This is a genomic window from Rheinheimera sp. WS51 (genome assembly GCF_050936095.1).
Lineage (GTDB): Bacteria > Pseudomonadota > Gammaproteobacteria > Enterobacterales > Alteromonadaceae > Alishewanella.
Genome location: NZ_JBOTRC010000001.1, coordinates 741,995 through 765,528, shown reverse-complemented (window position 1 = coordinate 765,528; position 23,534 = coordinate 741,995). Strand labels below are relative to the sequence as shown.

General features: G+C 40.8%; 26 protein-coding genes. 9 read left to right on the top strand and 17 right to left on the bottom strand.

Going from position 1 to position 23,534, the window contains the following annotated elements:
• Nucleotides 1-58: 58 nt before the first annotated feature.
• On the top strand, nucleotides 59-2,821 hold the full coding sequence (gene barA / locus ACRCA4_RS03560) for a two-component sensor histidine kinase BarA (protein ID WP_433184246.1): 2,763 nt from the start codon (nucleotides 59-61) through the stop codon (nucleotides 2,819-2,821).
• A gap of 86 nt (nucleotides 2,822-2,907) precedes the next feature.
• Here barA and acpS read toward each other — a convergent pair whose 3' ends face one another.
• The 11 genes from acpS to rpoE form a co-directional block, all read right to left on the bottom strand.
• Nucleotides 2,908-3,300, bottom strand: a complete 393-nt coding sequence (gene acpS, locus ACRCA4_RS03555; RefSeq protein ID WP_433184243.1) for a holo-ACP synthase — start codon at nucleotides 3,298-3,300, stop codon at nucleotides 2,908-2,910.
• Complete coding sequence (gene pdxJ / locus ACRCA4_RS03550) at nucleotides 3,301-4,035, bottom strand: pyridoxine 5'-phosphate synthase (RefSeq protein WP_433184241.1); 735 nt, start codon at nucleotides 4,033-4,035, stop codon at nucleotides 3,301-3,303. It lies immediately after the preceding gene.
• 106 nt (nucleotides 4,036-4,141) lie between these two features.
• Entirely contained in the window at nucleotides 4,142-4,819 is a 678-nt protein-coding gene (recO, locus tag ACRCA4_RS03545) for a DNA repair protein RecO (protein ID WP_433184238.1), read from the bottom strand.
• 11 nt (nucleotides 4,820-4,830) lie between these two features.
• Nucleotides 4,831-5,757, bottom strand: coding sequence for a GTPase Era (era, locus tag ACRCA4_RS03540; protein WP_433184235.1), 927 nt, complete (start codon nucleotides 5,755-5,757; stop codon nucleotides 4,831-4,833).
• Entirely contained in the window at nucleotides 5,747-6,421 is a 675-nt protein-coding gene (gene rnc, locus ACRCA4_RS03535; protein WP_433184233.1) for a ribonuclease III, read from the bottom strand. The genes era and rnc overlap by 11 nt, the downstream gene beginning before the upstream one ends.
• 21 nt (nucleotides 6,422-6,442) lie before the next feature.
• The gene (gene lepB, locus ACRCA4_RS03530; RefSeq protein WP_433184230.1) at nucleotides 6,443-7,366 is read right to left on the bottom strand and encodes a signal peptidase I; all 924 of its coding nucleotides are present in this window, start codon (nucleotides 7,364-7,366) and stop codon (nucleotides 6,443-6,445) included.
• A 13-nt stretch (nucleotides 7,367-7,379) separates the two neighbouring features.
• A complete protein-coding gene (gene lepA / locus ACRCA4_RS03525) occupies nucleotides 7,380-9,179 on the bottom strand; it encodes a translation elongation factor 4 (protein ID WP_433184227.1) in 1,800 nt (599 codons plus the stop codon).
• A 182-nt stretch (nucleotides 9,180-9,361) separates the two neighbouring features.
• The gene (locus ACRCA4_RS03520; RefSeq protein WP_433184224.1) at nucleotides 9,362-9,814 is read right to left on the bottom strand and encodes a SoxR reducing system RseC family protein; all 453 of its coding nucleotides are present in this window, start codon (nucleotides 9,812-9,814) and stop codon (nucleotides 9,362-9,364) included.
• Complete coding sequence (locus ACRCA4_RS03515; RefSeq protein WP_433184222.1) at nucleotides 9,814-10,740, bottom strand: MucB/RseB C-terminal domain-containing protein; 927 nt, start codon at nucleotides 10,738-10,740, stop codon at nucleotides 9,814-9,816. The genes ACRCA4_RS03520 and ACRCA4_RS03515 overlap by 1 nt, the downstream gene beginning before the upstream one ends.
• 2 nt (nucleotides 10,741-10,742) lie before the next feature.
• Nucleotides 10,743-11,357, bottom strand: a complete 615-nt coding sequence (locus tag ACRCA4_RS03510) for a sigma-E factor negative regulatory protein (protein ID WP_433184220.1) — start codon at nucleotides 11,355-11,357, stop codon at nucleotides 10,743-10,745.
• Between the two features lie 53 nt (nucleotides 11,358-11,410).
• Entirely contained in the window at nucleotides 11,411-11,986 is a 576-nt protein-coding gene (gene rpoE / locus ACRCA4_RS03505; RefSeq protein ID WP_433184217.1) for an RNA polymerase sigma factor RpoE, read from the bottom strand.
• Between the two features lie 148 nt (nucleotides 11,987-12,134).
• On the opposite strand from rpoE, the gene nadB reads away from it, so the two are divergent.
• Nucleotides 12,135-13,736 carry an L-aspartate oxidase gene (gene nadB / locus ACRCA4_RS03500; RefSeq protein ID WP_433184214.1) on the top strand — a complete coding sequence of 534 codons (1,602 nt, stop codon included), beginning with the start codon at nucleotides 12,135-12,137 and terminating at the stop codon, nucleotides 13,734-13,736.
• A gap of 3 nt (nucleotides 13,737-13,739) precedes the next feature.
• Here nadB and ACRCA4_RS03495 read toward each other — a convergent pair whose 3' ends face one another.
• Both ACRCA4_RS03495 and ACRCA4_RS03490 read right to left on the bottom strand, forming a co-directional pair.
• Nucleotides 13,740-14,168, bottom strand: a complete 429-nt coding sequence (locus ACRCA4_RS03495; RefSeq protein WP_433184212.1) for a protein YgfX — start codon at nucleotides 14,166-14,168, stop codon at nucleotides 13,740-13,742.
• Nucleotides 14,155-14,406 (bottom strand): succinate dehydrogenase assembly factor 2, encoded by a 252-nt coding sequence (locus ACRCA4_RS03490; RefSeq protein ID WP_433184209.1) that lies wholly within the window; start codon nucleotides 14,404-14,406, stop codon nucleotides 14,155-14,157. Before ACRCA4_RS03490 ends, ACRCA4_RS03495 begins: the two co-directional genes overlap by 14 nt.
• A 149-nt stretch (nucleotides 14,407-14,555) precedes the next feature.
• Here ACRCA4_RS03490 and ygfZ point away from each other — a divergent pair, with 149 nt between their 5' ends.
• From ygfZ to dbpA, 6 genes are all read left to right on the top strand, one after another.
• Entirely contained in the window at nucleotides 14,556-15,554 is a 999-nt protein-coding gene (gene ygfZ, locus ACRCA4_RS03485; RefSeq protein WP_433184206.1) for a tRNA-modifying protein YgfZ, read from the top strand.
• A gap of 13 nt (nucleotides 15,555-15,567) precedes the next feature.
• Nucleotides 15,568-16,053 (top strand): FKBP-type peptidyl-prolyl cis-trans isomerase, encoded by a 486-nt coding sequence (locus ACRCA4_RS03480; RefSeq protein ID WP_433184203.1) that lies wholly within the window; start codon nucleotides 15,568-15,570, stop codon nucleotides 16,051-16,053.
• Nucleotides 16,054-16,172: 119 nt separating this feature from the next.
• Entirely contained in the window at nucleotides 16,173-17,186 is a 1,014-nt protein-coding gene (locus ACRCA4_RS03475; RefSeq protein WP_433184200.1) for a DUF2804 domain-containing protein, read from the top strand.
• Between the two features lie 100 nt (nucleotides 17,187-17,286).
• On the top strand, nucleotides 17,287-18,237 hold the full coding sequence (locus tag ACRCA4_RS03470; protein WP_433184197.1) for a peptidoglycan DD-metalloendopeptidase family protein: 951 nt from the start codon (nucleotides 17,287-17,289) through the stop codon (nucleotides 18,235-18,237).
• A gap of 8 nt (nucleotides 18,238-18,245) precedes the next feature.
• Entirely contained in the window at nucleotides 18,246-18,599 is a 354-nt protein-coding gene (locus tag ACRCA4_RS03465; RefSeq protein ID WP_433184194.1) for a bactofilin family protein, read from the top strand.
• Nucleotides 18,600-18,802: 203 nt separating this feature from the next.
• A complete protein-coding gene (gene dbpA, locus ACRCA4_RS03460; RefSeq protein WP_433184191.1) occupies nucleotides 18,803-20,182 on the top strand; it encodes an ATP-dependent RNA helicase DbpA in 1,380 nt (459 codons plus the stop codon).
• Nucleotides 20,183-20,219: 37 nt separating this feature from the next.
• Here dbpA and arfB read toward each other — a convergent pair whose 3' ends face one another.
• Nucleotides 20,220-20,639: an alternative ribosome rescue aminoacyl-tRNA hydrolase ArfB gene (gene arfB, locus ACRCA4_RS03455; protein WP_433184189.1), complete on the bottom strand. Its 420-nt coding sequence runs from the start codon at nucleotides 20,637-20,639 to the stop codon at nucleotides 20,220-20,222.
• A 200-nt stretch (nucleotides 20,640-20,839) separates the two neighbouring features.
• Between arfB and ACRCA4_RS03450 the strand changes: the two genes are divergently transcribed.
• Entirely contained in the window at nucleotides 20,840-21,853 is a 1,014-nt protein-coding gene (locus ACRCA4_RS03450) for a DUF5924 family protein (protein WP_433184186.1), read from the top strand.
• A 48-nt stretch (nucleotides 21,854-21,901) separates the two neighbouring features.
• Here ACRCA4_RS03450 and ACRCA4_RS03445 read toward each other — a convergent pair whose 3' ends face one another.
• The 3 genes from ACRCA4_RS03445 to ACRCA4_RS03435 are packed head-to-tail and all read right to left on the bottom strand — an operon-like array spanning nucleotide 21,902 to nucleotide 23,499.
• Nucleotides 21,902-22,132 (bottom strand): hypothetical protein, encoded by a 231-nt coding sequence (locus tag ACRCA4_RS03445; RefSeq protein ID WP_433184184.1) that lies wholly within the window; start codon nucleotides 22,130-22,132, stop codon nucleotides 21,902-21,904.
• 36 nt (nucleotides 22,133-22,168) lie between these two features.
• Nucleotides 22,169-23,242: an AI-2E family transporter gene (locus ACRCA4_RS03440; protein ID WP_433184181.1), complete on the bottom strand. Its 1,074-nt coding sequence runs from the start codon at nucleotides 23,240-23,242 to the stop codon at nucleotides 22,169-22,171.
• Nucleotides 23,239-23,499, bottom strand: a complete 261-nt coding sequence (locus ACRCA4_RS03435; protein WP_433184178.1) for a hypothetical protein — start codon at nucleotides 23,497-23,499, stop codon at nucleotides 23,239-23,241. Before ACRCA4_RS03435 ends, ACRCA4_RS03440 begins: the two co-directional genes overlap by 4 nt.
• Nucleotides 23,500-23,534: the final 35 nt, after the last annotated feature.

Sequence of the window (23,534 nt, the reverse complement as noted above, 5' to 3'; positions counted from 1 at the left end):
AAGTGCCGCGTCTTATGTCATTATCAGCTTGGATGTTTGAAAACATAAAATAAACTTAATGACAAAAATAAGATTACGAGTTTGGTTACTGCTATGTAGCTTAGTTCCCGCGCTGCTAATAAGTGTATTATCTGGTGGTTATTTTAGCTATGTTCGTCATCATGAGTTGGCCTTATCTTTATCAGATCAGGCTCATCATATTGGTATTCCATTAGCGCTGACTAGCACCAGCTTGTTGGCCACTGAGCAACCCTTAAAATTACAGCAGCTTATTGACACAACGCATCGCTATAATTCTCCATTAGTGTCTAGTATTGCTGTTTTTAATCAACAAAATCAGCTGCTGTATAATAGTAACCCGCAATCATCAGTTTTAGCACTAACAGATACAGAGTTGGCGAATTTACCTGAGCATGGTTTTTATAACGAAACCACAAATAATGCACTATTCTATCACCCACTAGCTGAAGCACAAAATGGCCATATAATTGAGCTAGGATATATCGTGCTTAACTTACATAAAGATCAGCTGTTATTTCAGCAACAAAGTCATATTTTACAAATATTGGTTATTTTATTTTGTGGTTTATTACTTTGCTGCACGCCTGCTATTTATATTTTACAACGTTTATATCGCCCTATTCGCTATATGAACCATCAGGTACAACAATTAATAAATCAAGAAACTGAACAAGAGCATGCTAGCCATCGCGCACTGCGCCCTTTAAAACTGAAAAGTAATGAATTAGAGGAGCTTCAACAAAACATAAATAAATTAAGTGCTCAAGTTCTTAGTCAATCTAATGATATGCAGCAACAAATTGAACAAGCTAATAGCGATATGCAACAAACGTTAGAGCAACTAGAGGTTCATAATATTCAGCTTGATTTTGCTCGCAGAAAAGCAGTAGAGCAAAACAGACAAAAATCTGAGTTTTTAGCTAAAATGAGTCATGAGTTAAGAACGCCTTTAAATGGTGTTATCGGCTTTACACGCCAAGTGCTAAAAACAAAATTAACCAGTAACCAACATGATTATCTAACCACTATTCAAAAGTCAGCCAATAGCTTGTTGCATTTAGTTAACGACGTATTAGACTTTTCTAAATTAGAAGAAGGTAGGCTATCTATAAACTCTGAGCCTTTTTCTTTACGTGATGTCGTAAATGATGCAACCGAATTACTTGCCGCAAACGCCTTTGATAAATATTTAGAATTAGTATTAATGATCGACCCTAGCTGTCCAGATGACTTAATAGGCGATCCGAAACGCTTTACTCAAGTACTAATGAATATTGCCGGTAATGCAATTAAATTTACCGATCAAGGCAGCATTGTTATTCAAGTTAGCTGTTGTATTACACATAAAGAGCACATTATGCTGCACTGCTCGGTTAAGGATACTGGCCGAGGGATTACTGATGAACAACAAGAGCAACTGTTTCATGGTTTTGGCTCAACAGATCCAAGCAGTCATCAAGCAGGATCCGGTTTAGGCTTGATGATCTCACAACGTTTAGTGGAAGCCATGGGAGGAAAAATTGGCTTTGAAAGCACGCCAAATCAAGGCTCGACATTCAGGTTTACATTAAAGTGCAAACAGCATCGACTTTCAGTCGCTGAAAGCTTACCAACTGCAGTATTAGAGCAGAAAAAAGTACTGTACTTTGAGCCGCAAAAATACTCTCGTCAAGCTACGCTGCAGTTACTAAAAAGTTGGCAAATGGACGTAACTGAATGCACGTCCATTGAGCAATTATTCCAAGCAGTCGAACAAAATAAATATGATCTTGCCATCATAGGTAAAACCATTGCCATTGATAAAGTTAATCATATTATTAATGTAATGGAGAAGATTAAGCCGCATTGCCAATATATTTACTTATTAATTAATACCCTATCGCCAGGGATCCGTGAGACTTTACTCAAGTCAGGTGCTGATGCCTGTTTATCCAAACCGGCACACATTAATAAATTAGCAATAACAATAGCCCAGCCTTATTTGCAGCATCAGCTTCGTATTACCCAGGCAGAGCCAAAACAAAAAGCGCCATTAAAAGTACTAACAGTTGATGATAACGAAGCGAATTTAAAATTAATTAATACATTATTAGCAGAGCAAGTTGAATATATCGACTCGGCTTCAGACGGCGCCGAGGCTTGGCATAAGGCCACCCAATCTCAGTACGATATAATATTTTTAGATATTAATATGCCTATTATGGATGGTATTACTTCTTGCCAGCGTATAAAGAAAAACTCTATAAATGAACATACGCCTATTATTGCCGTAACAGCACATACCGCTGAGGGCGAGCGTGAACGTTTAATTGACTTAGGGTTTAATGAGTTTTTAAGCAAACCTCTGGATGAGAAAATCTTGCAATGCATATTACAAGAGTTCTGCCAATATAAGTTAATGAGTGATGAGCCCGTTTTACAAGAATCACCGTTATGGCCGACTAGCCAAATTATCGACTGGGAGCTGGCACTTGAACAAGCTAATGGCAAAGTAAACTTAATGAAAGATATGCTATTAATGCTAATAAACAGCATTGACCCCACCCAAGAAGCCATACAGCAAGCTATTAGCTCACAAGACGGCCCAGCACTATTACATCAAATTCATAAGTTACATGGTGGCTGTTGTTATACTGGGGTGCCTAGATTAAAGCAATTAGCAGAAATTATTGAAACCAGCTTAAAGAAACAAGTTTCATTACAAACTTTAGAGCCGGAGCTATTTGAACTAGACGATTTACTTGAAGCATTGAAACAAGAATCAAAACAATGGCCAAAGGGAGTTAGTGGTGAGTTTTGAGTGGTGAATGGTGAGTTTTGAATGTTGAGTGTTGAGTGTTGAGTTTTGAATGGTGAGTTTTGAGCGTTGGAGTGCTTAGTGTTGAATTAGCGTTCAAGTATAACTGTTGCGGCTGCGTAAGCTTGTTCATCAGTTATAGATAACCATAAATGCGTTACCGCCATGCTTTGTGCTAGTTCTGCGGCGTAACCAGTAAATTTAAGCACAGGCGCGCCTTGTTCGTTATTACTGATATGAATATGTTGAAATGATACACCTCGGCCTATACCTGTGCCTAAGGCTTTGGCTGCAGCTTCTTTAGCGGCAAAGCGTTTAGCAAAATAGCGTGCGGCTTGTTCGCGGCTAATCGCTAAACGTTCTTGATAAATTTCTTGCTCAAAAGCGGTTAATACTCGTTTAATTAAGCCTGGGCTGCGCGTTAAGCTTGTTGCTATACGCGCAATTTCAACAATATCTGTCCCTAAGCCTACAATAGCCATTTAACGGCGCGCCTCAACCATTAGGCGCTTCATTTCCGAAACCGCGTTAGCTAAACCAGAAAATACGGCTCTTGCAACAATCGCATGGCCAATATTTAACTCATATATTTCAGGTATAGCCGCAATGGGTTGTACATTATGATAATGCAAACCATGGCCTGCATTGACGGTTATGCCTAAAGAGGCAGCATAAGCAGCCGCTTCTTGAATACGCTTTAATTCAGCTTGCTGCAACTTAGGATCGGTAGCTTCAGCATACTTACCAGTATGTATTTCAATAAAAGGTGCTCCAGCTTTTGCTGCAGCATCAATTTGATTTTTATCCGCATCGATAAACAGTGACACTAAAATATTACGCTCAGCCAACTGAGCCACAGCATCTTTAACTTTAGAAGCTTGACTTAGCACATCTAAGCCACCTTCAGTGGTTAATTCTTGACGTTTTTCTGGCACAAAACAAGCAAAGTGAGGATTAACATCCGTTGCTATCTGCAACATCTCATCGGTAATAGCCATTTCAAAATTTAACCGAGTAGCAATAGTTTGGCTAAGAACAAAAACATCGCGATCAACTATATGACGACGATCTTCACGAAGGTGAACTGTGATGCCATCAGCGCCAGATTGTTCAGCAAGCAATGCTGCATGCACCGGCTCGGGGTAATAGGTACCTCTCGCCTGACGTAACGTTGCGATATGATCTATATTCACACCAAGAAAAATAGGCTGTTGCATGCAAAACTCCTTATTATTAAGGCAATTAAATTTATAAACTCATTTTTGTAACGAGTGGTTAGATGGCAGTACGCCTTTTCCCTTAACCTGTGTTAGCAGTGCTTCACTAATTAAACAGGGCTTTACTCGCTAAAGGTTTTGAGCCCAATAATGGCGCTAACAATATACGACTTATCTGCTTAGCGCAGCGTCGAGTGTCTGGATCAGCCCACTCTTTAGCGGCAATATTAAGCAAGTGTTGACCTAACCAACCTGTTTTAGCCGGAACAAAACCTTGTTCGCTTAACCATTGATAGTGCTGATGACAACTAATTGCTTGGCCACTATAGTCGTAGGCCCAATCGATTGCGATCCCTAATTCAATCAAAAGTTCAAACTCAAATTGACGTAAGCAAGGCTCTAGCTGCTCAGTTAAATCCGTAACTCCAGTTAGTTGCTCTAGGCTATGCTGATATAAATTAAATAACTGATCACTTGCTAAGTCATTTGGCCAAATTCGGCAAATTAACTCATTAATATACATAGCACTAAATAAAACCTTACCCTGCAGGTTAAATGCAGGGGCAAGTTCTTCAATACGTGAAATTGTTTTTAATTCAGAGCGCCCAGTAAGCTGGATACTGTAAGCTTGAAAAGGCTGCAAACTGACTCGCTGCTTGCCGGTGCGTTTGCGCACTACTGCTGAGATCCGGCCAACTTCAGGTAACAACAGCTGCAATATCAGTTTATCTTCACCTAAAGCACGGCGATGCAAAATATAGCTAGCAAGCAGGGAACTTAGCATGACTATTTTGTTTAATCTTCGCCGTAACCTAAGCTGCGTAAAGCGCGCTCATCGTCAGCCCAGCCCGATTTCACTTTAACCCAAACTTGTAAAAATACCGGCTGCTCTAACATCGCTGCCATATCAAGCCTAGCTTCGGTGGCGATGGTTTTAATTCGCTCGCCTTTATTACCAATCACCATTCGTTTTTGGCTTTCACGCTCAACTAAAACTAAGGCGGCAATATGATAATGCTTTTCTTCCCACTTAAAGCGTTCAATTTCAACCGTAACAGAATAAGGAAGCTCATCACCTAAAAAGCGCATCAGCTTTTCACGCACCATTTCAGCAGCCATAAAGCGCATAGAGCGATCTGTTACGTAATCATCTGGAAAAAAGAATTCGCACTGCGGTAAGTTCTTCTTTACTAACTTACGCAATGCTTCAACATTATCACCACTCTCGGCTGATACCGGCACAACCCCTATGGTATTAAGCTGTTCGCCTAACCATTGCATATGCGGTAATAGGCTATCTTTATCGCGGTATAAATCGACTTTATTAACCACTAAAATAACCGGCTTTTGTGCTGCAATTAAGCGATTTAGCACCATCTGGTCATCATCGGTCCAGCGCGTGCCTTCAACCACAAATAAAACAAACTCAACATCTAAAATAGAGCTTGCTGCGGCTTTATTCATTAAACGGTTAATCGCCCGTTTCTCTTCGATATGCAAACCTGGCGTATCAACATAAACCGTTTGGTAGTTTTCTTCTGTATCAATACCAACAATACGATGCCGCGTGGTCTGGGGCTTTTTTGAAGTGATACTGACTTTTTGGCCTATCAACTTATTTAATAAGGTAGATTTACCCACATTAGGCCGACCAACAATAGCCACTAGAGCCGCATAAGTTGGGGTTTGATTGTCATTTACAGTATCAAGCTTATCTATCATTTGAAATTTTTTCCAATGCCATATTGGCAGCATCTTGTTCGGCTTTACGCCGCGAGCTACCACTAGCAGTAAATGGAGGCATACCTGCAATAGTACACCTTACAGTAAAGGTTTGTTTATGAGCTTCACCTTGAGTGGCAATAACATCATATTCTGGCAGCGCTAAACGCAGCCCTTGTAAATATTCTTGTAATAAAGTTTTAGAGTCTTTTTGTTGGCCAGGTGTTATCTCTGTTAACCTAGAAGCAAACCAATATAAAATACGTTCTTTACAGGCTTCCATGCCACTATCTAAGAAAATAGCACCTAAGATGGCTTCAACGGCATCCGCTAAAATAGACTCTCGACGAAAACCACCGCTTTTTAATTCTCCTGGGCCTAATCTAAGGTATTCAGACAGCTGCAGCTCTTGGGCAATTTCAGCTAGAGTTACGCCTTTAACTAACATGGCGCGCATCCGAGTTAAATCCCCTTCCCTTGCTTTAGGAAAATTAATAAATAAAGTTTCAGCTATCACTAAGCTTAATACAGCGTCACCTAGATATTCTAAGCGTTCATTATGTTGCCCTTTACAACTACGATGAGTTAAGGCTTGCTCTAACAGCGCTACATCGTTAAATTGATAGCCTAGTTTGATCTGCAAAGGTTTTAAGCTTTTTTGCATTGTTGTCTCTTACCTGTTCTGTTACTGAATGGCACCTAACCGCTCAAAACGGACACCTACAGGTACCCAGCTTGGTAACATGCTATTTGGATTATCACTGAATTCAAAACTCATCCAGATAAAAACCGCTTTACCTACTAAGTTTTCTTCTGGTACAAAGCCCCAAAAACGACCATCACCACTATTATCTCGGTTATCGCCTAATACAAAGTAATGGCCCTCAGGTACCACAAATTCGTCAATTTCGGTATTGGCTTGTTTATAAAACATATGTGTAGGTTCACGACGCATCGGTGTTTGTAAAATATTGTAGCTAGCTTGACCTAGCGTTTCCGTATAACGTCGCTGTGGATATTGCTCTTGAAAGAACTCACCTTCATTTTTTAACTCTAACGCTACCACTTCCAATTTATTAGTACAATTTTCAGCTTGCTCTACTGTGCAGGCTTTTTGAATAAACAACTGTTTATTACGGTAAATAACTCTGTCGCCAGGTAAGCCTATAATTCGTTTAATATAATCTACTCTTGTATCTAGCGGATATTTAAATACCGCTACATCACCACGCTCTGGCTTTTTATTGCTGTATAACGTTTTGCGCCATACCGGATCTTTAACATCGTATGCAAATTTCTCTACCAAAATAAAATCACCTTCTAATAAAGTAGGCATCATTGATTCTGATGGAATTTGAAACGGCTCATATATAAAAGAGCGAAATATTGTTATTAGCGCAATCACAGGGAAAATAGACTTTGCCGTTTCAACATAAGAAGGCTCTTTTAATAACTCTTCTGTTACAGTATTAGGTAATTCACTAGCCGCGGCCTTAGCATCAGCCAAGCGCTGTTGACGTTTAGGCGCTAATATCCATGCATCAACTAACCAAATTAAGCCACAAGCTAGTGTAAGTAATACTAAAAAAATTGCAAAATAACCTGCCATGTAAATCCCTTAATTAATTACCAACTTTCAATATTGCTAGGAAGGCTTCTTGAGGCACCTCTACGTTACCCACTTGCTTCATTCGCTTTTTACCATCTTTTTGTTTTTGTAAAAGCTTCTTCTTCCGGCTGATATCACCGCCATAACATTTAGCTAAAACGTTTTTACGCATTTGCTTGATAGTCGTCCTAGCAATAATATGGCTACCAATAGCCGCTTGAATGGCAATATCAAACATCTGACGTGGTATTAGCTCTTTTAACTTTTCAGCCAGCTGTCGGCCTCGGCCTTGAGCAAAATCTATATGACTAATAATAGCTAAAGCATCAACGCGTTCACCATTAATTAAAATATCAACTCTTTGCATATTAGAAGCTTGGAAGCGTTTAAATGCATAATCTAATGACGCATAGCCACGACTAGTTGATTTAAGGCGGTCAAAGAAATCCATTACTACTTCAGCCATAGGCAGCTCATAAACAACTGCAACTTGACGACCGTGATAACTCATATTGACTTGTACACCGCGTTTTTCAACACACAGCGTAATAACGTTGCCTAAGTATTCTTGTGGCACTAAAATATGTGCTTCGACGATAGGCTCACGGATTTCATCAATTTCACCCACTGGCGGCAAAGCGCTAGGGTTATCTACCATCACTTTAGAGCCATCTTTGGTGATCACTTCATAAACTACTGTTGGCGCTGTAGTGATTAAATCAAGATCATACTCACGCTCTAAGCGCTCTTGAATGATCTCCATATGTAACATGCCAAGGAAACCAATTCTAAAACCAAAGCCTAATGCGCCTGAACTTTCAGGTTCATAGAATAAAGAAGAGTCGTTTAAGCTTAACTTAGCTAATGCATCACGGAAGTCTTCATAATCGTCTGAAGACACTGGGAAAATACCAGCATAAACCTGAGGTTTAATCCGTTTAAAACCAGGTAACGGCTTCTCAGCACTGTTACGAGATAAGGTTAACGTGTCTCCAACTGGCGCGCCTTTAATTTCTTTAATTCCGGCAATAATATAGCCTACTTCGCCAGGATGTAAGGCGCCAGTTTCATGCGCTTTAGGGCTAAAAATACCAACTTTATCAACTTCATATACTTGGCCGGTTGACATGATTTTAATCTTGTCTTTGGTTTTAATAGTGCCATGTTTAATCCGAACTAAAGAGACAACACCTTGGTAGGGGTCAAACCATGAGTCAATAATTAACGCTTGTGTTGGTAAGTCAATATCCCCTTCAGGAGCAGGTATTTTTTTAACTATTGTTTCTAAAACATCCTTAATACCAATACCGGTTTTAGCCGAGCACTGCACAGCACCTAGGGCTTCAATACCAATAATATCTTCAACTTCTTCAGCCACTCTATCAGGGTCGGCTTGCGGTAAATCGATTTTATTTAAAACCGGAATGACCTCTAAATCCATATCTAAGGCGGTGTAACAGTTTGCGACGGTTTGCGCTTCAACACCTTGCCCTGCATCAACAACTAACAAGGCACCTTCACATGCCGCTAATGAACGGCTTACTTCATAGCTAAAGTCTACGTGACCTGGCGTGTCGATAAAGTTTAACTGGTAGGTTTCTCCATCATCGGCTTTATAATTAAGCGTAACGCTTTGTGCCTTGATGGTAATACCGCGCTCTCGCTCTAAATCCATCGAGTCTAATACCTGTTTTTGCATTTCGCGATCAGACAAGCCACCACAATACTGGATAAGCCGATCTGATAAGGTAGATTTACCGTGATCAATGTGAGCAATAATAGAAAAGTTTCTGATGTGATTAAGTTTTGGCATGTTGTCCGTAAAAACATTGAGGCGACTTAGTTTGGCTAAGCCATATATAGCAAAGCCAATACCTAAAACGCAGGTTATTCTGAAAAATTAGTCCGAATTGTACTCTATCCCGCGACGCCTTGCTATGTGTTATTAAATAAGCCGAAGCAACTATTTAAAAAATAGATGAGGCAAATGTCGGTTTAAGCTGGATGTATTTTAAGTTCAGGCAGGACTTGGATTATATGTATTTGTTCTGTTTTAGTTTGTTGCCATAAGCTAAACCGGCGAGCGATGAAAAAACCAATACTAGCACCCAAAAGTGCTGCTAACATTACCCAGCCTTCTGTTAATTGTAATCCATTGCTGACATATAAGGCGCTAAGCAGCATTAATACTAAAGGCAATAGATAAACCACAAACGCTGCTTGCAATAAGTTTTGCTCCGACACCGCAATTTTAACCTGTTCACCAGGCAATAAACTAAGAGAAGTACTAACAAAAAAACGGTGCTGTCGCGGCGTTAAAGTTTTAGCGACTATACCCGTGCCGCAATCATCGCTTACATTACAAGCATTACAACTACTCACCGGCGTAGTGGTTAACCAGACGCCAGACGTATCCACCGCAACGACACTCGCCAGTTGCTCAATCATTATTTAACCCCTGCAGCTAGTTGACGGGCAACATCAATACTGACGGGGCCTATGACTGTAACTTCCAAGCTAGCGGTGTTTTGCACAAATATGGTGGTCGCGCCATCACGATAAGCCTGAGTAGGCACCCCCTTACTAGGCTGAACAAATACGGATACTTGATGTAATCCGTCGCTCAGTAGCCAATAACTCTGCAGGCTAGACTCTAGCTGAGGTATAGCCGCTGGTTGCTTAACAATCTGGAACGAATCTGGTAACCAGGTTAGTTTCTGCTGTGATTGTGGCATTAATTTAACTGAACCCGCATTTGGTTTAGGTAAATCGGCATTTAATAATGCTTGTAGATTCTCTGGAAGCTCGCTGCTAATTTGCATATGGGTTACTAACCAACGCTCTAGCGGAGCTTGTTGCTCAGATAAAGTGTCAATACGTAATGGGAAGCCGGTTTCACTATCTAACCATAACCAATAATGATAGCGATTAGGTTGTTTTGCCGTTAAACGCAATAATTGTGCACTGCGCCCCGACATCACAGAACTGCTACCTGGCACGGCGTTATATAATACTGCTAGTTTAGCTTGAGATTCAAAAAGTATGGCTGGAAGCTCAGTGATCGTATGACCCGATAACACAAAGGCCGGTCTTTCACTTAATAAGTAGTAGATGGACTCATTACGGCGCAATATATCCACGCCGTTGGTATCTAACGGAATTAAATGCTCTATTTCTTGCTGGTCAGATTTGCCATGTAACCAGCGATAAGTGTCTACTTGGCTACCTTTTAGCACAACAAAAGAAGCATCAAAATTATATTCTTTTACAGCGTTTTGCACTTTATTAAATAAAGTCCAGCCCGCAGTTTCGGCTTGCACTACAGAGGAAAATAGCAATACTATAGCGCAACAAAAGCCTTGAAATCGCATCATTTTTACTCGTTATCAACCGCTGTTGACTCTTGCTGAGTCACCTGTTGTTGCTCCATACTACGTACTTGCTGTCTATGCGCATTTAACAGAGCTTGCAATCGTTTTTGCTGTTCTAGCATAACTTGCTGCTCTTGCTGTTCGAACCGCGAACTAACGGTCGTTTGACTTAAGCTAACAGGCGTTGCGAAGCCCGCCACAGGTTGAGTTTGTAGTACTGGCAAAGGAGATAAGCCATCCTGTTCAGGTGACTGCTGGTATTGTTGCACCCCAAAAACGGCCATTAGAGCAACACCCGCTGCTATAGCGCCTTGAGCAATGGCTTGAAACCAACTGCCATTTGCAGCTTTAGCATTAGACTCAGTACTTACTTTGGTTTGCAAACGACTTGTTTGCTGTAAGTTATATACCGGCTCGTCGACTAAGCTTGAAGCAATATCATCAGCAAAAGTTTCTGGAAGCTCAATACTTTTATCTTGCCTCAAGACAGCACCTATAGTGTGATAGCGCTGCAATTTTTGCTGTAACTCGGTCTGCTCTAACAACAGATCAAGCTCTTGCTCTTGGATCTGTTGATTATCGCTAGCAGCTGAGAGCCATACCTGGTTTTCTGACGACATATTAATTCCTGTCATTTTATCTAGTTATATTAACTAGTATTGTGTCTAGATACTTAACTTATTAACGGCGCAAGTTGAGCATCAATTGCTTCTCTAGCCCTGAAAATACGGCTGCGTACAGTCCCAATAGGGCATGCCATCACCTCCGCAATTTCCTCGTAACTTAACCCTTCTAACTCACGTAATGTAATCGCAGTACGTAACTCATCAGGCAGTTTGTCAATTGTGTTAAACACAACTGAACGTATCTCTTCAGATAATAATAACTTTTCCGGTGAATCTTGTTCTTTTAAGGCATCACTGCCCTCAAAAAACTCAGCATCTTCGGCATCAACATCTGTTGCTGGTGGCTTTCTACCTTTAGCCACTAAGTAATTTTTTGCACTATTAACTGCTATTCGATAAAGCCAAGTATAAAAAGCACTTTCACCGCGAAAACCGGGTATAGCACGATAAGCTTTAATAAAAGCTTCTTGTGCGACATCGGCTACGTCTCCATGGTTAGAGACATATCGAGATATTAAGTTCGCTATTCGGTGCTGATATTTTTTTACCAACACATTAAATGCGGCTTTATCACCTTGTTGTACACGCTGGACAATTTGCCAGTCCAATTCTTGCTCGCTCATGTTCGAGCTAATCCCCTGTAATACTGACTAAAATGCTAACTGGCGCTGTTCTTGCGTACCATTACGACCATTGATAAAAGAAATAGTTCTAATAAGTTTACCAAAAAAGCTACAATAGCCTGACTTTGACTGCAAACAAGTGTATCGCATGAAGCAAGAAAAAGAATATCTTTGTGATGTATTAATTATTGGCAGCGGTGCTGCTGGTCTCTCATTGGCTTTACAACTAGCTGATAACGCAAAAGTTTTAGTGTTAAGCAAAGGCCCTTTACGTGAAGGTTCTACCTTGTATGCCCAAGGTGGAATAGCGGCTGTATTTGATGAAAATGACAGTATTGACTCTCATGTCAATGATACGCTTATCGCCGGTGCCGGTTTATGTGATGAGGCGGCAGTGCAATTTACTGCCAATAATGCCAAAACGGCAATGCAGTGGCTTATATCACAAGGCGTCCCTTTTGATCAGTATCAAGATGAATCGGGTAAATTGCAGTATCATCTAACTCGTGAAGGCGGTCATAGCCATAGGCGTATTTTACATGCAGCCGATGCAACCGGCCAAGCTGTCCAAATCACTTTAGTTGATCAAGTAAAAGCTCATAAGAATATTCAACTATTAGAAAACTATAATGCTATTGATCTAATTAACGGTAAAAAAATAGGCCTAGATGCCAAGCGTTGTTATGGCGCCTATGTTTTAAATACAGCCAGTGGTGAAGTAGAACTTATACGCTCTCGTTTTGTTGCACTTGCTACAGGTGGCGCCAGTAAGGTCTATGTTTATACCAGCAATCCCGACGTTGCTAGTGGGGATGGTATTGCAATGGCTTGGCGAGCTGGATGTCGGGTGGCTAATATGGAATTTAACCAGTTTCATCCTACCAGCTTATATCATCCAGATGCACCAAACTTTTTAATTACCGAAGCCATGCGTGGCGAAGGTGCTTATTTATTGCGCCCTGATGGCAGTCGTTTTATGCCAGACTTTGACCCTCGCGCTGAACTAGCGCCTCGGGATATTGTTGCTCGCGCTATTGACTTTGAAATGAAACGCTTAGGCGCAGATTGTGTTTATTTAGATATTAGCCACAAACCCAAAGACTTTATCATTGAACACTTTCCAACAATTTATGCTAAATGTTTAGGTATTGGTATTGATATTAGCAAGCAACCCATTCCTGTAGTTCCTGCAGCGCATTATACCTGTGGCGGTGTTTTAACTTCATTAGATGGCCAAACTGATATTAGCAATTTGTACGCTATAGGCGAAGTTGCTTATACCGGCCTACATGGTGCTAATCGAATGGCAAGCAATTCATTATTAGAATGTGTCGTATTTGCCCAAGCTGCTGCCAAGCATATCTTATCTCAACTTGATGCTCATTCACCTTTAGCACCAATACCTGCTTGGGATGATAGCCGTGTGAGTGATTCAGATGAAGAAATTGTTATCAGTCATAACTGGCATGAATTAAGGCTGTTTATGTGGGATTATGTAGGCATAGTTAGAACAAATAAGCGACTTGCTCGTGCTTTGCATCGCGTCGAATTACTACAACGGGAAATTAATGAGTACTACAGTAATTTTCATATTAGTCATAATTTACTTGAATTAAGAAACTTAGTGCAAGTGGCTGAATTGATTATCCATAGTGCAATGCAACGTAAAGAAAGCCGAGGCTTACATTATAATCTAGACTATCCAAATTTATTAGCTGCGCCTAAACCGACAATTTTAGAGCCCAAATAAAACTTAACCCTTGCTGCGGCTGCAAGACCAATTAGTTTGGTTAATCAGCCGCGCTAAAGCTCTAAATTCATGCACTTGGCACTGATCACTAAAAATCCACCTGCGCAAAACCCGCTGTTGATTATCACTGTACCAGTTTACTCTAAGTGCATATAAGCAAACTAAACCACCGGCTTTTATTCTGCCAGTATCATTTAACGGTGCAAACCAATGTAAGTCGCCATCGGCACTTAACGTTGCCAGCTGCATTTTTGGCAGCGGTTTTAATTGCAACCAAGCTAAATAATAAACTAAAAGCACAGGCGCAATAATAAGCCAGTCATAGCCCTTTACTGGGTTGGCAAGTAACACGAGTAAAGGCATCACCAATGCTCCCCAGAATAAATACTGAACTAGCTTAGAGGGTTTAATACATAAATTAAACTCGGACACGATCCAATATCACGGTCACTAAAGCTTGTAATGCTGGATCATCAGACTGACCGTGGCCCATAAACCAACTAAATAAATCAGGATCATCTGCTGCCAGTAAGCGTTCAAAGTCATGTTTTTGCTGCAAGCTTAGCGCGTCGTAGCCTTCTTCAACAAAAGGAGCCAATAACACATCAAGCTCAAGCATCCCTCGGCGGCACGCCCAGCGTAATCTTGGTTTTATCATTAATTCTGTCATACATCACCTTGTGCATGGCTCAAATAACAATGAGCATGATTCAAAACAGTAATTCTAACAAATTTTCTGTCTTGGGGTTGAGCTTTTAGTTGTATTCCCCAATGATTATACTATCGACCAATAATTGAGTTAAAGTAGCTGAGCATATTATGCATACATCTTGGTTAACCCCCGAACATTACGCTGAACTTTCTACTGAGCCACTACAGGCTTTTATTGCACCTTTACCTGCTTTTGATACCTTAACAATAAGCGGTGTTGATGCGATTAAATATATGCAGAGCCAAACTACCTGCGATCTACATACGCTAGAGGAAACAAACTTTTTACGCGGTGCCCATTGTGACGCTAAAGGCAAAATGTGGTCTCAGTTTCACCTTTGCATGGCAGTAAAGCCAAATAGCCAAGAGCAAGCGGCTTCGTTAGTGGTTATCGCTTTTCGTGATGAGCTAACAGCCTCAATCGAGCAGTGGAAAAAGTTTGGTGTCTTTTCTAAAGTTGACTTTACATCTGGTCAAGATCAATACGCAGTTTTTGGTATTGGTGGCAGTGATAATGAACAAGTCACAGCCCTAATTAGCCAGTTAGGTTTTGAATTACCGCAAGTTGGCCAAACAAAGCGTCATAATGATGCGTTTTTATTATGCTTAGCACCTAGCCACTTTATAATGGTGCAACCTATTGCTGCAGCACAACAGCTGATGCAACAAGATTTTCCTTTAGCAGCACCTAACCTGTGGTTAGCCGAACATATTCGTTGTGGCTTTAGCTATTTAGAGCAAAGCTTAATAGGCAAACTGGTGCCTCAGATGTTAAACCTGCAGGCCATAGATGCCATCAGCTTTAGCAAGGGCTGTTATATGGGCCAAGAAACTGTGGCTCGACTTAAATTCCGTGGTGGTAATAAGCGCGCTGCCTATATTTTACAAGCACAAAGTGATGAGTTACCTGCAGCAGGTACTGACATCGAAATTCAACTTAACGAAAACTGGCGCCGAACTGGCCAGGTTGTTAATGCAGCCAATATCAACAACCAATTGTGGATAATTGCTGTGCTGCCTAATGACACAACAGCGGCAGACTCATTGCGGTTGAGTAGCGACAGTGCGCCGTCGTTACAAATAGTACCGTTACCTTACTCCCTATAAAACAGAGGTTTTCATGACCATTTCTCAAGACAAAGTTGTCGCCATTCACTACACCGTTACTAATCCAAACGGTGACGAATTAGATTCATCTAAAGGTGGCGAGCCTTTAGTCTTTCTATTTGGCCACGGCTCATTAATTCCTGGTTTAGAGCAAGCATTAATTGGTAAATCTAGCGGCGATACGTTTAAAGCTGATATTCCCGCTGCGCAAGCTTATGGTGAGCGCCATGACGCTTTAACTCAAGCTGTACCAAAAAACATGTTTGAAGGTATGGACGTCGCCCCTGGTATGCGTTTTCGCGCAGCCGGCCCTGAAGGTCAAGAGCAGTCAGTTATCGTGTTAGAAGTTACTGAAAATGAAGTTATTGTTGATGGTAACCACCCATTAGCCGGAATCGATCTATCATTTGACGTTGAAGTAACTTTAGTGCGTGACGCCACTGAAGAAGAGCTGGCTCATGGCCATGTGCACGGCATTGATGGAACAGCCGAACACTAATTAACAATGAAATTAGGGGGCAACCAAATAACTTTACGTTAAACCATTGCCCCTAGTCTCTTGCTAAGCCAATACAAAATATGCTTTGATGCCATAAGCTTACTAACCTATGGCGCGTCATGGCAGCTAGCACTCACATTAACAAGTTAATTAATGACCAAGGCCAACCACGGTTTGGCTATTTTGACAGCCCGATTACCGACTTCGCCTTAAGCGAATTTGCCTATCAAACTGTGATGGATAAGCCCGCCTCACGTTTCGCTAAATACCTACATTTTAAACAGTTTCAATTTATCAGTATTAGCCATCCAGATTGGCAAATTGGCATCGCCATTGCTGACATTCGTTATGCTGCTAATGGCTTTTGTTATTTTTATCAACGTAAAGAAAACCGCTTAGATGAAATTAGCATTATAAAGCCTTTAAGCTTCGGCGTCACAATGAGCAAATCTCCCGTGGCCGGTTGCGCTAGCCTGTTTGCCAAACAAAATATCCACATCTGTATAGATAATAACAATTGGCGGCTCAAATTAAGTGGTGCCATGTTTAATGGTGAAATTCAGTTAAATGTTGCCAATACAGGCCAACCCTTAGCAATGTGCACACCTACAGGCTATAACGGCTGGACTTACACCCAAAAACATAATGCATTAGGTTTAAGTGGCCACTTGGCTTATAAAGGCAACACGCTTGATTTAAGTTCAGCTTTAGCTGGTTATGATTTTTCAGCCGGCTACATGCGACGCGAGACAAGTTGGCGCTGGGCAAGCATTAGTGCTGAATTAACCGAAGGTTGTTTTGGTTTAAACCTTGCTGCGGGCGTTAATGAAACCGGCTTTACGGAAAATGTATTTTGGTTAAATGGCCAAAAAGAGCATTTAACCGGTGTTGCTATTGAGCTTAATCCAACTAAACCTGATGCAGAGTGGCTTATTCACAGTGCAGATAAACGTATCCAGCTAGTGTTTACGCCAAAAAAAGCACGCCAAGAAAAACTGAATCTAGGCATTGTTGCCAGTAACTTTCGTCAATACTGTGGTTTTTTTAATGGCAGTATCATCAGTGAGCAGGGTGAAAAAATAGTGATAAATCAGGTGCCAGGCCTAGCGGAGAACCACTTTGCACGTTGGTAAGTGCTCAGTCTGTTTGCGTCAAAAAACTTGACACTCGCTACAAAGCCCCCTATTTTGGCTGTCTTATTTACTTTAAACCATTGAGCCAGAACTTATCTGAATGAAAGATCGCATACTCATTTCTGTTTCTACCATCAGTGGTACACGTCATTTTAATATTAGTACGCTTTTTAAGCGTAACGCCATCATTGGTTTATGGTTGTTATTATTTAGTCTTATTATCACCGCAGGCGTCATTGATTATTTGTTACGCACTGTAGATAACAGCCAAGTGCAGCGCAAAGAGCTTACTGCCCAAGCGAATAAATTAAAAACCGAAATTGCTAATTTACAACAAAGCAAACAGCAGCTAGCTCAAGAGTTAGCAGCAAAGCAAGATGAGATGTTGCAGGTAATAAATCGGGTTGGTGAAATAGAGTTAGCGCTTGGTCTTGAACAACAGTACCCACAAAATTTAGAAAGTCGATTAGATACCGCTTCGGTTAACTCAACCGCCCGCCAAGCAATGTTACAGTTGGTTCCTAACGGTTCCCCCTTAGACTTTAGTCATCGCTCATCTCGTTTTGGTATACGTCATCACCCTATAGTTGGCAAGCAAAAACACCATAAAGGTGTTGATTTATCAGCTAAACGAGGCACAGCCATATACGCTCCTGCCGACGGCGTAGTTGAAGTAGTGCGTAAAAGTAAAACGGGCTATGGCAACCTACTGAAAATTCGTCATGCTTTTGGTTTTTCATCACTTTATGCGCATTTAGATAGTTTTAACGTTAAAAGTGGTAGCTTTATCCATAAAGGGCAACTTATTGCTATGTCAGGCAATTCAGGCTTATCTACAGCGCCACATTTACATTACGAGATACATTTTCTTGATCGAGCGCTTAATCCACAAAGCTTTATGGATTGGAATGCGAGCAACTTCGATCTGGTGTTTGAACAAGAACGGAGCATTAAATGGGACTCTTTAGTAAGCATGCTGCAAACAAAGGCAAGCAGTCAACTCCAACTATCATCGCTCAAGGATGCACAATTAACGGCAGTATCCGATTAAGCTGTGATTTGCATATTGATGGTTATGTTGAAGGTAAAATTGTTAGCGATAAATCCTTAACAATTAGTGCTAGTGGCCGGGTGAAAGGTGAAATAACAGCAGATAAAGTTATCATCAATGGCATATTTGAAGGTAACTGCTATGCCAATACAGTTGAGATCCTGCCTAACGGTAAAGCTCATGGCGCAATTTATTCAGACGACTTATGTATCGAACGCGGTGGGAGCTTCTTAGGCGAGACGCTACCTACTGCAGATGAAAAAGTTATCAGTTTAACCTCATCTGCAAAATTAGAACAAGCAGAGACCAGTTTAGTTGGTAATGACAAACTAACTGAAAAAACCAAATCCAAATCTAAGTAATTACCAATAAATATCAACCCGTACTAGCGTGAACTCGTGCGGGTTAATTTAATGAACTAGCTATAATTGCACCCTCTTCTGTGGCTATTAAACTATAGTGCTGAAAAAAACAGCATATCATTAATGCAAAGCTGTAAACTTCTGCTACAATGCCGCCCCTTTGCTGGCAGCTGCCTGCAGTACTTATTTTTGCGGAGCCAAGCATGACTCAACACGCGTTTTCAACCTTAAACTTACCTAAAGCCTTATTAACTAATTTAACCGATCTGGGTTACAGCAAAATGACCGAGATCCAAGCCGAAGCCTTACCTGCTGTATTAGCGGGTAAAGATGTCATCGCCAAGGCTAAAACCGGCTCGGGCAAAACGGCTACCTTTGGTTTAGGAATTTTAGCAAAATTAGATGTAAAGTATTTTCGAGTGCAAAGCTTAGTCCTTTGCCCTACCCGTGAATTAGCAGACCAAGTTGCTGCAGAATTACGCAAATTAGCCCGTAATATTCATAATATAAAAATTCTCACCTTATGTGGCGGCGTGCCTATAGGCCCACAAATTGGCTCATTAGAGCACGGCGCTCATATTATTGTCGGTACACCAGGGCGCGTAATTGATCACTTAGAAAAAGGCCGCTTACGCCTTAAAGATTTAACCACCTTAGTGCTAGATGAAGCCGATCGTATGCTAGAAATGGGGTTTCAAGCCGATTTAGATTTGGTTATAAGTAAAGCGCCAACGCCGCGCCAAACGTTGTTATTTAGTGCAACTTATCCGGCAGCTATCGCCCAGCTTAGTCAACGTTTATTACATAAACCGGTAGAAATCACTATCGCGCATCAACATGATAACAGCAGTATTAGCCAACAGTTTTTTCAAGTTAATGATCAGCGCAGCCGCTTAAAAGCACTTTATACTTTATTACTGCACTACCAAGGACAAAGTAGTATTGTTTTTTGTAATACCAAACGCGAAACTCAAGACGTTGCCGATGCTCTGCAACAATATGGCTTTAGCGTTTTAGCCTTGCATGGCGATATGGAACAAAAAGATCGCGATCAAACCCTTGTGCAATTTGCCAATGGCAGTGCCTGTATTTTAGTGGCAACCGATGTTGCTGCTCGAGGTTTAGATATTAATAGCGTTGATGCCATATTTAATTACCAACTAGCTCATGATGCAGATACTCATATTCACCGTATAGGTCGTACTGGGCGCGCCGGACAAAAAGGCTTAGCCATTAGCCTATTTACCGCGAGTGATGCAGCTAAATTATTACCGATAGAAGACAGTTTGAATATCAGTATTCGCCCTGAAGAACTACCCGAGCCTAATAGTGAACTTAAACCCGCAAGCCCAGTAATGGCCACTTTACAACTTGATGCGGGTAAAAAGCATAAGATTCGTGCTGGTGATATTGTTGGTGCCCTCACGGCGACTAAACAACTGACCAATGATGATTTAGGTAAAATTCAATTGCACGATTTATGGTGCTTTGTTGCGGTAAAACGTTCAGCGGTTAAACTCGCTTTACAGCTAATTCAGCAGCGAAAAATAAAAACCAAATCGGTTCGCGCTAGAATGCTGTAAGCAAAAAACTCTAAGGCAATAAGCTTTAGAAACTAGCTTAAAAGTCAGGCTTATTTTGGCGCAGCGCTTTAGTTGCGCCTCTTTGTTTTTTAGTTGCTAAACGCCGTTGTTTGCTGCCATAACTAGCCTTAGTGGCAATTCGCTTTTTTGCCACAACGGTCGCAGCCTTAATTAACGCTAAAAATTGTTCTAATGCCACTTCACGGTTCATTTCTTGACTGCGGCTTTGTTGGCACTTAATAATTATCTTGCCACTTTTGCTAATGCGATGATCCGTAAATTCCAACAGACGGTGCTTATAAAATTCCGGTAACGACGAGGCATTAATATCAAAAATCAAATGCGCAGCAGTAGAGACTTTATTAACATGCTGACCACCCGCTCCTGACGCTCGTACAAACTGCCAGTCAATTTCATTATCAGCTATTTGTATATTATTCGTTATATCAATTGCCATTGTGTTCCTTATTTAACTAAATGTAGATCAAACCATATTCTTAGCTTAGCCACAAGCAACAGTGACATTACTACCTATTCCATTTAGCTTTAAAAACTGAAAAGTTATTTTGATTAAATATCCGCTTAGCTATTTCTGCTATACAATTGAACTGAAACTATTCGTTATATAGCACCAAAATAACTAAGGTTAATTGCCCAATGAATTATTTTAAAAGTCTCGTTATTAAACTAATTAACCTAATGCAAAAGTATCCTGGGTTATTGGCAGTTCTGGCATTTAGCTCTGGTATTGCCAGTTATGTGCTGGTGGAGCGTAAAGCTTCATTAGCCCAATTTATAGCTGTTTTATTACTATTTAGCTGGGTGTGGCTACTGATTGATAACTGGCTACGAGAAACCGTAGAACAACGCTTTGGTCTGGCTTTATCACCTAATATTATGCGCTTTGTATTACAAATGGTGCATCAGGAAAGTTTATTTTTCGCCTTACCCTTTTTTCTTGCAGTCACAAGCTGGAATCACCCGCAGGCCGTTTTTACAGCGCTTATTTTGTTATGTGCCCTAGTGTCATTAATAGATCCGCTTTACTATAAAAAGCTAGCGCCTAATCGTACACTTTTTGTCATATTTCATACCTTTTCACTGTTTGTGGTATTACTGGTTATATTGCCCATTTTATTAAATTTAACCACCAGCCAAAGCTTAGCCGCGGCATTAATTATAGCAATTGCTCTGACTATCCCTAGCCTAGACAGCCTAATGCCTAATGTTCGCTGGTGGCGCTTACCCCTATTATTAATTGTGCTAGGGAGTCTAAGTGCTGGCATATGGCAATTACGAAGCTGGGTGCCGCCAGCAGCTTTACGGTTAACTGGCATGACTTTGTCGCACGAGGTTGATTTAAAACAACGTAAGCCTGGCACAAGCGTTAAAATATTAGATGCTTATGCCTTACACCGCCAAGGCTTATATAGCTGGACTGCCGTCAAAGCGCCCAGAGGCCTTAACGAAAAAATTTACCATGTCTGGCTGCATAATAATAAAGAGGTCGACAGGATCACCTTAGATATCACTGGCGGCCGTGATCAGGGATATCGTGCTTGGACTCATAAAGTAAACTTCCCCGCTGAAGCTGTGGGCAAATGGCAAGTTAAAGTAGTCACAGAATCAGAGCAACTGATTGGCTTAAGTAAATTTGTTGTAACACCATAGCTGTAACAGCTTAAAATTACTTTTTATTTTGCAAAGCACGACAAAGGCTTATTTGCCATTAGGCTTTTTACAATGCACTTGTAATAACCGCAGCAACTCTTGTTGTTTTGCTTGTAACTTCTGGCCTTGCTCTGCAGTGTAGGGTTGACGTAATTGGCTACGAATGGCTTTACGCTGCTGATTTAATTGCTGACACTGCTCACGATTAAATTGCGTATTTGCACTCGTATTGCTAGAAACTAGCAATAAAAACAGAAGCATATAGCTAAACTGTATCATTTGAATTCCTAAGATCTGACTTCTGACAATCTTGCTTTAAGTTTCAAGTAAGCGTAGCCATTTAGGGTCAATATCAAGATGACTTGTTATAATTTTCAAACTGACCAATAGCGGTATAGCGATTAATACCCCAACAGCTCCCCAAATCCAGCCCCAAATAAACATCCAAATTACAACCAAAAGTGGGTTCATATTAAAACGACGCCCTAGCACTAGAGGTGTAATAAGCTGAGACTCAATAATATTTAAAACTAAAAAAGCCCCTGGTACTAATAAAATATCACTCAACTGTTGATATTCAGTGTAACCAACTGCACTTAATAGCACGAGCAAAATAACTGGACCTATATAAGGCGCAAAATTTAAAATTGCGGCTAACGCCCCCCACAACATAGGATCTGCAACCCCAAGTAAATGTAATACAGCCGTTGTAGCAAGACCTAAAGAAACATTAATCACAGATACCAATAATACATATCGTGAAATATCGTCTCGTATTGTTTGAAACATAACAACTAGATTCTTTTTCTCATGTAGTGAGCTTTTAAATTGCACCAACTTACGCATTAAGGTGTCACCAAACACCAGAAAAAAATAAGTTAGCATAATCACAGCAGCTAACTGAAAAAGTGCCATGGCTGTAGCCTGGGCTATAAAAGATAATAACGGGATAACGCCAGAGCCTACGGCATTGGTCACAGGGCTAGGGTTGTCACTCTGGGTAGGTAACACCACCTCTTTAATCGAGTTAATTGAGTCCGACATGTCACCTACATGATCCGCTAATTTATGACTAAGCAAAGGTAACCGTTCAGCCCATTGCGATGCTGGCTGATACAGCAAGCTAATACCAAAGCCTACACCAAAAACTAAAATACTTAACACTGCCGCAGCGGCTAGAGGTTTAGGAATATGAATGCGTGTTAATACCCTAACGGCAGGGCTACTAAATAGTGCCACTAACCCCGACAACATCAGAGGTAACAGTAAGCTTCGGCAAAAATAAAATGTGTAGGCAACTGCTAAAACAACCAAAATTTTCATGGCTGCAGTAGAAGCTAAATGAAGTGAATGACGTTTTTGAGCGGCGGTTGGTTTAGTTCTTGTCATATCAAAGCGATAAGTTGTCGAAACCACGCAAAGCCTAAAGTTTTCCGCACAGTTTTAACAATAGATTTATGTCGCATTTGCATCAGAACACCGGCCCCAAAGCTCAGTACTAGCCCAGGTGTCGAACCTAAAAACTGCTTTGCTCTTTGCTTTAATAACCACGTTTCGGCTTGCAATAACTTTTGCTGCTGTTGCCATTGCGCACTATTATCGGCAATTTTTTGTTGCTGTTTTTTTATTAAAGCTGCAATTAGCATTGAATTCTCCAGTCGCTATTCTTGTTAATATTTGT